Genomic DNA, 9,161 nt, shown 5'->3' on the forward strand with positions numbered 1-9,161 from the left:
CCGCGCCGGGGCCCGGTGGTCATGGGGAAGGCCCCGTCCCATCTTGGGGATCGGGGCCTTCCGGCTTGTGCGCGTCTCAGAGCGCTTCAGACAAGATCAGCTCTGGGGGGATCGGGAGCATGCGGAGAGTCGTGAACGTCCGACACGCGTGGACTCAGAGACGCGCACGTGCATACATGCAAGCACTTTAGCATGCGTATTCTACTCTGGCGCGCAGCATATGCACTGTTGTCAAGTCACCGCAACCCGGACACGCCGGAACCGCATCACATCCCGATGCCCGCCGTGGCGTTGTCCGCCCACTGGTCAACGATCCGCAGGTACTCGTGCAGCGCAGCTCGGCGTCAGACGGGCACCGGGGTGTCCTCCGAAACGCCCTCGACCCGCACCCGCCACCGCCCATCCGGTAGGCGATCCGACGCTACCCGCATCCGCTCCGCCCAGTCCGACGTGGGCCAGAGTGTCCCCTCGCTCCACACCACCTGGGTCAGGTTCGCATGGCTCAGGGTCACGACAGTCAGGTTCGCGTCGGTCAGGTTCGCGCCGGTCAACTTCGCGTCGGTCAGGTCCGCGCCGATCAGGCGTACGCCGGTCAGGTTCGCGCGGGTCAGGTTCGCGCCGGTCAGGTTCGCGCGGGTCAGGTTCGCGCCGCTCAGGCTCGCGTCAGACAGGTTCGCGCGGGTCAGGTACGCCCAGGCCAGGTCCGCGTCAGACAGGTTTGCGCCGCTCAGGGTTACGCCGATCAGGTTCGCGCCGCTCAGGGTTACGCCGATCAACTTCGCGCCGCTCAGGTGTACGCCGGCCAGGTTCTTGCCAGTCAGATTCGCGCCGGCCAGGTCCGCGCCGGCCAGGTCCGCGCCGGCCAGGTCCGCGCCGGCCAGGTCCGCGCCGGCCAGGTCCGCGCCGGCCAGGGCTGTGACCCAGGAGTTCCCGAACGCCGGAGTGGTGCGCGTCCAGACTTCCCCCCAGCGACCGATGCGGTCATCCCTGGACCGACGGAAGGCGGGCGAGCTGCGGGCGAAGGCGGCGACGACCCGGCCCGCCAAGGAGTCAGCGCGCAGCATCTCGCCCCTCCCCCATGCCAGTGATCTCCACATCATCTGACGGGCGCTCCCGGCGGGGAAGCGACTCTTGTGAGAGGGTCGGACCGTCGGCACCAGTCGCCGGATCGGGCAGGGGCAAGCCCGCCTCGACGGGGATCTGCTGGCTGAGCTTTTCCAGGATGAGCGGCGCGGCCGTGCCCAGGGCAAACGCAATCAGCGGCGTCACGCAGTCCACCGAGGCGCCCGCAGCGCCCGCCACCCCCGCGCTCAGCGCCGCCCGGACCAGCACCGAGACAAGATAGGGGCCGCCGCCCGGGCCGTACGGATAACGCCACGGCCAGCCACGTCCCACTCGCCGTACGGCCTTGAAGAAGTCCAGCGCCTCGATGGCCAGCCCCCCGCCCAGCCCCCACAGCGCAAGCACCCACACGCTCATGCACTGACCGTAGACCGACCGTGCCAAGCCGCTCACGGTTTCGGAACAACTCGCATCACTTGGCGGTGGTCAAGCCCCTCACATCCCGATGCCCGCCGTGGCGTTGTCCGCCCACTGGTCAACGATCCGCAGGTACTCGTGCAGCGCAGCCGAGTTCGGCGCCCATCCGCCCTGCTCGGCGATCGTCTTGTAGTCGTGCTTCGCTTCACGCGCCGCCGTGGCGAGGCCGGCCCGCATGCTGTGCCCGGTGATGCCCTCCAGGCCCACCGCCTCGGCCGCGGCCGTGATGGCGATCCCGATGCCCTGCCCGGAGATCTTGCCGAGCATCTGGCCGTGCTGGTTGATGCGCACGAACGCCGGCCCGTCCGGGTCAAGGTCCGCAGCCGCCGCCCACGCCAGCCAGGCGCGCTGCGCGCACGTCCACTCGTTCTCACCCTTCTTGATCGCGGGTGATCGGGCGCCGGTCTTGCCGTATCGGCTATGCACCAGCAGGCCCTTCTCCGTCACGACCACGTCGCGCGCGAGGAGGTTCGCCAGCTCTGACCGGCGCGCCGCCATGCCGAACCCCACCGTGAGGATCGCCCGGTCCCGCAATCCCTTCAGCGTGTCCGGCAACGCCTTCGACATCATGCGGAGCTGCATCACAGTCAACGCGGGAGCCTTACCGCGGCCGCGCTGCTCCCCCGCCTCGGCCAGCATGCGGGCGAGCGCGTCGATCGCCTTCTTCGCCTTCTTCGGCCCGTCCGGGTGCACGGCGACCCCGCGTTCGCGCAGGGATACCGCCGCGCCGTACAGGTTCCGCTGGATCGTCGACGGCGCCTTGCCCTCCTTGCCCAGCCAGATCACGAACCCGAGGAACGCGCCCGGCGTGCCGGCCTCCAGCGGGATGCCCACTGCGGCGACGTACCGTTCCCACACCCGCCAGTCGCTCGCGTACGAGCGCAGCGTGTTGTCCGAGCGGGGCTCGAACTCCTCCGCCGCCTGGTCGAGCTCGGCGAGCCGGGCCCACAACGCGGCGTCCTCAGCGGACACCAGTTCGCCGCCGCTGTGGAGCTCCAGCTCGCCGGCCGCTGCTCCGCTCTCCGAGGCGGGCCCTAAGGTATCGGGAGTCAAGTTGCGAGCCCTTTCGCTTGCATGTTTATGGGTTGGTTGACGCCCAGCGTGGGTGCATCGGGCGGCGTTCGAGCGCCGCGATCATGGCTTGATCAAGCGCTCTTGAAGATCAATTATAACTCACGATAAGTGACATTATCGTGAGTTATGGGACTTGATCACGAAGTTACGGAGAGGTCTTTTCGACCCACCGGCAAGAGCCCGCGCCTTCGCGAACGCGTCACTTCTCCTCTGGATGGCGCCCGTAGAAGTACGCCGGTCCAACCCAACTACGTTGGTTCGAGGCAAGCACCGCCGCCTCTCGGAACGCCTCTTCCGCGGGCGACCGCACCACCGGCTTCTCTCCGGACCGATCCACCACGACATCAGGGCTCGTGCCCGTCCCCAAGTTCGCCAAGTGCCAGCCGAGTTGAGCGGCGCTTCGCACCAGCTCATCCACCTCGGCAGCGTCCAACGGCTCCGCCTTGGCCAGCCCCTGTTCCACGTCCTCCCGGGCCTGCTCCACCTCGGCGAGCTCTACCGCGATCCCCGCAGCCTCGACACGCTTCGTCCGCCCCAACGCCGCAGCCAATGGACGGCGCAACACCCACACCGCCACCACCACAGCCACAGGCCAGACGAGAGAGCCCACCAGAGACGCCACAAGCTGGAAACCCGACATGACAGAAAATCGCAGGCCAGCAACAGGTCGTTACCGGCCGGCGTGAACCACGCAGCCACTCCTCGGCGTCCCTCAACCGCCGCCTCCATCCGATCGGCGTCCAACGACCACAACGAACTTGCGACCGGATCCCCCGACAAACTAGTCATGCAGCCGCCGCCCCTACGATCGAATAGCGCTATGGACTTCGAAGTGACCTCACCCCCCCTGCTAATCGCAAGTCTCGTAGTCGCACTTTTCTCCGTAAGCGCATTGGTCATCCAAGGGCGGGCCGAGAGGCGACGCCTTGCCGCGGCCGGAGAAGATCCCGCCGATGGGCTTCGTCAACGCGCCGACCAGGCCACCGTCGCACTCGGCGAAGCAGTCGCACTCATGAACGAGCTGCAGAGGGAGGTCGGCACCCGGAAAGCCCAGCTCCTCGAAGCTGTCGCAGAGGCCGACAAAGTCGCCAAGTTCCTCGACGTCAACGAGGAGGCGCGCGACTTCCTCCGCGGAGTCACAACGCAGAACACGAAAAGCGCCATCCGCGCCCAACAGCGCGAACAGTGGAAGTTCGTCCTCATCGGCGCAGGGATCTCCATCCCCATCGGCATCATCATCAACCTGCTGTTCTGACGCCCGGCAACCGCGGCCCAGGCCGGCCCCGACGACCACGCATCACCCGCTCAACCTCCAACAACTCCCGCAGCTCCACCAAACCCCCCGCCTCCCCCCGCCGACGCGCACGAGGAAGGCCCGACACCCCATCCACCACCAGACACCGCAACCGGCCAGCCGACACCCACCGACCAACCGTCGACCGATCCACACCAGCACGAACCGCAGCCACCTCGAAAGACACCCACACACCAACAAACATGCACCACACACCAGACAGACCAAGACCAGCGACCAGCACGAAACACCGACGTCGACCGCACCCAGCCCCCACCGGCCCCCAGGGGGTGGGGGGCGCGCGTGTCCTGGCAGCGCGAAAGCCCCGCACGCTGGGCTGCGTGCGGGGCTCAGAGACGCGTAGCGCTACAGGTTGCGGGTCAACTGCTCGCGCAGCTTCTCCAGCTCACGACGGATTGTCGCGTCGCTCTCAGCGATGATGGCGCGCAGTCGCTTGACCTCGCGACGCGCGATCATGGCGTACGGAGAGTTGGGTTCCGCGTGGCTGATCTGGCGTGCCCTGCTGACGTCTTCCAACGCCAGAGCGGCGCTGAACGCGTCGGCGAGAGGCGCGGCGATCGGCTCATGCCAGAAGACCAGCGCGTTCTCCATCGCGAACCGGTGCATCACGTCGAACGTCACGGCGACGCGCTTGGGGTTCGCGGTCGTGGCGACCAGGCAAGCCACCTCGATGTTCAGGTTCGCCGCCAGCAGGATGTACAGCTCGGCAGCCTCGGTGATGAGTTCATCGGTGGGGGTCGTGTTGCGGAACATGGTGAGCCTTTCCGGCTTGGGTTGGTTGGGAGGGAAACCGGGGCGCGCGGGTACGCGCCCCGGTGTTGTTGCTAGCTCTACTGCTGGCCCTGCTGGGACTCGAAGACCGCCAGCATGGCTTCCTGTGCGGTCACGTCCACCCCGTTCTTACGGGCGACCTCTATGGCTGCCTTGAGGTCCGCGATGGTCTTCTCCAGAAGCTCACCGGCGGCCTTCTTCTCCGCTTCCTTGCGGGCCTGCTCACGCTGGGCGGCAATCCGCTCCATCGCGTCGGGCATGACTGCCTTGATCCACTTAGTCAGGTCCGAGACGCTGACACCGGCAGGCTGGGCCAACGGGTGGTCCAGGTCGATCTCCAGCATGACCACGCCATGAAAGCGACGTGAGGTGAAGCGCTTCGCCTGCTTAGCCGTCCCCTGCGTGTAGACGTACGCGGACGGGTAGTCCTCGACGTCGGGGACGGGGATCAGGTCTTCACCGACGGTCGCGTCGCCCGCCAGAAGTCCGTCAGCGTGTAGGCTGACCAGGGTCGCGATGCTCGGACGCATCCCCCCGACGAAGGACCAGAAGCTGGCCGTTCCGCGAGCGCTGCCCCCCTTGGGAGTCTCGGCGCGGGTAAGCCACGCGTAGACGGGCAGGAGCATCAAAGCCTGACCCTCGGTGAGCTGGATCTCCGGAGCGTTGGTGCTGGTCGTGTTCTCAGACATGGGTCAGTCCTTTTCGGGTTGGTTGGTCTCGCGCTTGCGGTTCTGCTTGCGTGAACGACGGTAGAGCCACACCGCTGTGCCAGCAGCGCCCACGGCGACGACACCGAGGGCACTGAGGGCGATGCCCATGGGTCCGTCCATGGCCGCCGGGGCAGCGGTCAGGGTGACGGTGGGCACCGAGGGTGCGGGGACGCATGCGACGTTGGGTACCGGTGGGGTTGCGCATGCGATGACCGGCGCCGCCGCCCCGCCCATCGTGGGCACGGGCGGCACGAGGCTGCTTCCTGGCTGCACTGGCAGCGTGGGGAGCGGGGCCGTTGTGACGAACACCGTGGACGGCGAGGGTGTGACTGTGGTCACGATTGGCGCGGGCGTGACGGTCCGGACCGAAGTGGACGGTTCGGGTGTCACGGTCTTGACCGACACTGACGGTTCCGGGGTGACCGTCCGCACCGACGCCGCCGGGGTGGCGGTGACGGTGGCTCCCGGGGCTGTCACCGTGGTTGTCACGGTTGTGGTCGCGGTCACGGTTTCCGGCGGTTCCGGCGTCACCGTTGGCGGCCCCTCTGGCGAGAGGGTGAACCCCCATGCCAGGGATGGCGTGAGTAGGGATGCGCACGTGATGGCGGCGGCGACTGCTCCCACCGCTCCCCCGTGCGCTCTCGTTAACTTCATGACTCCATCTTAGGGATCATTCTGTTTTCGTGACAACCATTTGCCGGTGCCGAATCTCAGAAGTTTCCGCAGGTCCGACGTTGTGGCCTGGCCAACCGCCCTTTTCTCTCTTGTCTTGCCCTCGGCCCTGTTGCCCTTTTCTCTTGTGTGGCGCTAGATGGCCCGTAGAGCGTCTTTGGCCATGCTCCCCGTCTCTCACGACTCAACCACAAGTGCTAGCGCTTCAGCTTGCGTCTGAGCGCGTTCTAGGAGGGTCCTGGTCGCGTTCTCGCGTGGTCGTCTCGTCGTGGCTGGAAACCATCATCGACGAGGAGGGGAGCCGGGGGCAGGTTCGGAGCTGCAGGTCTCGCAGCGGTCTCGTCCTTCGGTGTGGGTCCAGCCTTGTGCGGCCGCGGCTGCGCGTGCGGTGTCGAGGTTGGTGGCGGTGGTGGCGAGGCCGGCGGGGCAGGTGCTGGTGTCACACCAGACGACGCTCTGGCCGCTGGGGTGGGAGGTGATCACGTGTCACTGCCGTGGCGTCGGTCGATGATGCGCGTTGCGTGGGCGCGGTGGGCGGCGTACTGCTCGGGGGTGAGTTTGGGCTGCTGGGATCGGATGGTGAGGACGGCGTCGCGGACGCGCAGCCGGTCGCTGGGATCGTCTCTTGCGGCGAGGAACGCCTCGAGGACGAGGCGGGGACTCCAGGGGCAGCTGACGAGTTCGCGGAGGACTTGGTCGAGGTTCCAGTCTTCGCGCATCTCGGTGAGGAGTGCGGCGAGGGGGCCGTAGGCGTGGCGGAGGGTGGGCTTGTCGTCGTGTCGGGTGCGGGTCATGGGAGGTCCTTCCTGCTGGCGTGAGTGCTTGCGTGAGCGCTGGGTGTTCTGGGCGCGGATCTTGGTCTCTTCCTCCTTAGCCACGTACGGGGGGATCCATAGAAGGACATAGTGAAGGGAAAGCTAGTAGGGATAGGGGCCCCCGCCAGAGCGTGACCTAACTCCGGGTTTGGTTACGGTCTGGACGTGACCTACGGGTCACACTGGGACCGTAACCTAACTCCCCCCGATTCCATGATCATTTAAGGGTTATCCACAGGCTTCACGACCGAGTTTGGCCACGGTCTGAGCGTGACCTATCTTTCGGCGACGGAGGCAGCTCGACCGACGCCGGCAACGGCGGCAGGTGGTAGTCGACCGCGTGCCCCCGCCGCGCGAACACCGGCCGCCCGAGGGAGTCCGTGTCGATCTGCACCCGAACCTCGATCCCCCGAGCCGCGAGCCGCTGCAACGCCTCGCTGAGCCCGCGTTTCCCGAGACCGGTCCGGATCTGCAACGTTTCCGTCAACGTGATCTTGGTGCCGTCGTCTCTGCGGTCCCCGCCGTGCCACAGCATGCGGCGCGACGTCTTGTTCGACCGCTCCGCAACGATCATCAGCACCAACCGGTCCGAAGCTGGCATCCCCTGCGCGGCAGGCGTCCCCAGCCACGCAGCCACCTCCCCGACCAGGCTTTCGGCCACCACTCCCCCTGTCGCGCATCATCGTCCTTGAGGGAAGGGCGGTCATATCAGGTCACACCGGTCGTCGTCGGTCTCAACACCGTAGCGCGCGCCTCGAGGGCGGCTCTCCTCATCTGCCACGTGATCTCCTCCAAATCGGTCATCGACCCGGGCGCGGAGCCCTGCCAGTCAGGTCGTACGTCTTCCGCTTGCTCGGGTCCGACAGGGTGTCGTACGCCTGCGTCACCCGCTTGAACTCCTCGGCCGCGTCGGCGCTGGGGTTGACGTCCGGGTGCAGCTGCCTGGCCAGCCGCCGGTACGCCCTCTTGATGTCGTCATGGCCCGCGTCCCGGTCGACGCCGAGCACCGTGTAAAACGTCTCGCCCGCCGCCGGCCTTGGCTTCGGTGGGCGCGGCGGCGGCAGCCTTCTTCGCGCTGGTTTGCACGTCGCGACGTGCGGCATCATCAGCCGCTCCCACGGCGCCAGCGGATGCTCCTTGGTGACGCGACGCGACCGGAGGATCCCGGTCACGTCGCGCCACACCGCGGTGTTGCCGTCCGGGTCCGGGGCGAGGTTGACGGGGAATGGCGCGCCAGCCTCGGTCTTCGTCATCCGGACCATCTGGCCGCACGACGGCTTGACGCCAAACCCCTTGCAGCGGCGGATGTCAGCCTTGGAGAACACGGCGCTCCCCCGACTCGGTCACCTCGGCCAAGGCCTCAAGAGGGCAGGTCAGCTCACCTGACGCGTAGCAGTGCGGGCACAGCAGGTCCCCGTCGGCTGCGCGCTGGACGTGGAACTGACACACGGAGATGTGGCCCACGTGCTCGTGGACGCACCCCATGAGCAGCACGATCACGGCCGCCCGGGTGCAACGCTCGTCCAGCGACATGTCGACGATGACGCACGTCTGGTCGAGGGAGTCGCCGTTCACTGGAGCGTCTCCAGGTCGTCGAGCACCGAGTCCAGCAGGTTCTCGATCCAGCCCATCTTCACGGCGTCTCGCCTCCGATCCGGGCGAGCAGCCGCTCGACGGCGGTCAGGTCCTCGGCGGTGAAGAAGCCATCGGCGGGGCAGCGCGCGAGCTGTATAACCCTGCGCAGGTCGGCGGCCGACACCGAGACCAGGGTGTCGGCGGCGCCAGGCGCTTTCTCGACCACGGTGATGTTCTCGATGATCAGCAGCACGACGGGCTTGGCCTCGGCCTGCTCCAAGACGGGCCGGTCGTTCTCGTCGTAGACGATCGCGCCGTCCTCGTCTTTCTTCAGCTCCATGTGGCGGTAATCATCGCGGGAGCAGCGGCCGGTGGGTTGCACCTTGACCCTGGTGACGCGCTCCAGGCCCTGGTGCTTGGGGTTGTCCGGGTTGAACCGGGTCCATCGGTACGTGTTCGGGTCGGAGACGACCTCGTAGATGTCGAGGACTTCCCCCTCCTGGACCTCGATGGCCCCGCCGGACCCGCGCGGGTAGACGATCAACGTGCCAACCGTGTACGGATTGTTGAACGACTTTGAAGATGCCGATGTAGTGGGCGGAGTACGGCATCCTGTCTGCCGACAAGATCGGATGCATGCTCCGGGGAGCCGGGGAGTTCGTCGGCGGCGGCACCTTGCCGACGGAGGGC

14 protein-coding genes are annotated in these 9,161 nt (G+C 67.2%); 2 read left to right on the top strand and 12 right to left on the bottom strand.

Features of this window, described 5'->3' with window-relative positions; genetic code table 11:
* Nucleotides 1-344: 344 nt before the first annotated feature.
* The 4 genes from ABN273_RS46245 to ABN273_RS46260 all read right to left on the bottom strand — a co-directional run bounded on the left by ABN273_RS46245 (nt 345) and on the right by ABN273_RS46260 (nt 3,253).
* Nucleotides 345-1,064 carry a pentapeptide repeat-containing protein gene (locus tag ABN273_RS46245; RefSeq protein ID WP_349455956.1) on the bottom strand — a complete coding sequence of 240 codons (720 nt, stop codon included), beginning with the start codon at nt 1,062-1,064 and terminating at the stop codon, nt 345-347.
* Nucleotides 1,051-1,479, bottom strand: a complete 429-nt coding sequence (locus tag ABN273_RS46250) for a hypothetical protein (protein ID WP_349455957.1) — start codon at nt 1,477-1,479, stop codon at nt 1,051-1,053. The genes ABN273_RS46245 and ABN273_RS46250 overlap by 14 nt, the downstream gene beginning before the upstream one ends.
* 78 nt (nt 1,480-1,557) lie before the next feature.
* Nucleotides 1,558-2,592 carry a tyrosine-type recombinase/integrase gene (locus ABN273_RS46255; protein ID WP_349455958.1) on the bottom strand — a complete coding sequence of 345 codons (1,035 nt, stop codon included), beginning with the start codon at nt 2,590-2,592 and terminating at the stop codon, nt 1,558-1,560.
* Between the two features lie 220 nt (nt 2,593-2,812).
* The gene (locus tag ABN273_RS46260; RefSeq protein ID WP_349455959.1) at nt 2,813-3,253 is read right to left on the bottom strand and encodes a hypothetical protein; all 441 of its coding nucleotides are present in this window, start codon (nt 3,251-3,253) and stop codon (nt 2,813-2,815) included.
* 180 nt (nt 3,254-3,433) lie between these two features.
* Between ABN273_RS46260 and ABN273_RS46265 the strand changes: the two genes are divergently transcribed.
* Nucleotides 3,434-3,868 carry a hypothetical protein gene (locus ABN273_RS46265; RefSeq protein ID WP_349455960.1) on the top strand — a complete coding sequence of 145 codons (435 nt, stop codon included), beginning with the start codon at nt 3,434-3,436 and terminating at the stop codon, nt 3,866-3,868.
* Between the two features lie 405 nt (nt 3,869-4,273).
* On the opposite strand, the gene ABN273_RS46270 is transcribed toward ABN273_RS46265, so the two are convergent.
* From ABN273_RS46270 to ABN273_RS46280, 3 genes are all read right to left on the bottom strand, one after another.
* Nucleotides 4,274-4,681, bottom strand: coding sequence for a hypothetical protein (locus ABN273_RS46270; protein ID WP_349455961.1), 408 nt, complete (start codon nt 4,679-4,681; stop codon nt 4,274-4,276).
* A 77-nt stretch (nt 4,682-4,758) separates the two neighbouring features.
* The gene (locus ABN273_RS46275) at nt 4,759-5,388 is read right to left on the bottom strand and encodes a hypothetical protein (RefSeq protein ID WP_349455962.1); all 630 of its coding nucleotides are present in this window, start codon (nt 5,386-5,388) and stop codon (nt 4,759-4,761) included.
* Nucleotides 5,389-5,391: 3 nt separating this feature from the next.
* Nucleotides 5,392-5,517: a hypothetical protein gene (locus ABN273_RS46280; RefSeq protein WP_349455963.1), complete on the bottom strand. Its 126-nt coding sequence runs from the start codon at nt 5,515-5,517 to the stop codon at nt 5,392-5,394.
* A gap of 190 nt (nt 5,518-5,707) precedes the next feature.
* Here ABN273_RS46280 and ABN273_RS46285 point away from each other — a divergent pair, with 190 nt between their 5' ends.
* Entirely contained in the window at nt 5,708-6,076 is a 369-nt protein-coding gene (locus ABN273_RS46285; protein WP_349455964.1) for a hypothetical protein, read from the top strand.
* Nucleotides 6,077-6,560: 484 nt separating this feature from the next.
* Here the strand turns inward: ABN273_RS46285 and ABN273_RS46290 are convergent, their stop codons facing one another.
* The 5 genes from ABN273_RS46290 to ABN273_RS46310 all read right to left on the bottom strand — a co-directional run bounded on the left by ABN273_RS46290 (nt 6,561) and on the right by ABN273_RS46310 (nt 9,015).
* The gene (locus tag ABN273_RS46290; protein ID WP_349455965.1) at nt 6,561-6,875 is read right to left on the bottom strand and encodes a hypothetical protein; all 315 of its coding nucleotides are present in this window, start codon (nt 6,873-6,875) and stop codon (nt 6,561-6,563) included.
* Nucleotides 6,876-7,137: 262 nt separating this feature from the next.
* Complete coding sequence (locus tag ABN273_RS46295; RefSeq protein ID WP_349455966.1) at nt 7,138-7,557, bottom strand: hypothetical protein; 420 nt, start codon at nt 7,555-7,557, stop codon at nt 7,138-7,140.
* 139 nt (nt 7,558-7,696) lie between these two features.
* Nucleotides 7,697-8,149 (bottom strand): DnaJ domain-containing protein, encoded by a 453-nt coding sequence (locus tag ABN273_RS59890; RefSeq protein WP_502911238.1) that lies wholly within the window; start codon nt 8,147-8,149, stop codon nt 7,697-7,699.
* A gap of 55 nt (nt 8,150-8,204) precedes the next feature.
* Nucleotides 8,205-8,471: a hypothetical protein gene (locus tag ABN273_RS46305; RefSeq protein WP_349455967.1), complete on the bottom strand. Its 267-nt coding sequence runs from the start codon at nt 8,469-8,471 to the stop codon at nt 8,205-8,207.
* A 58-nt stretch (nt 8,472-8,529) separates the two neighbouring features.
* Nucleotides 8,530-9,015: a hypothetical protein gene (locus ABN273_RS46310; protein ID WP_349455968.1), complete on the bottom strand. Its 486-nt coding sequence runs from the start codon at nt 9,013-9,015 to the stop codon at nt 8,530-8,532.
* Between the last annotated feature and the right edge of the window lie 146 nt (nt 9,016-9,161).

It is taken from the genome of Nonomuraea sp. B19D2 (assembly GCF_040137845.1).
GTDB lineage: Bacteria > Actinomycetota > Actinomycetes > Streptosporangiales > Streptosporangiaceae > Nonomuraea.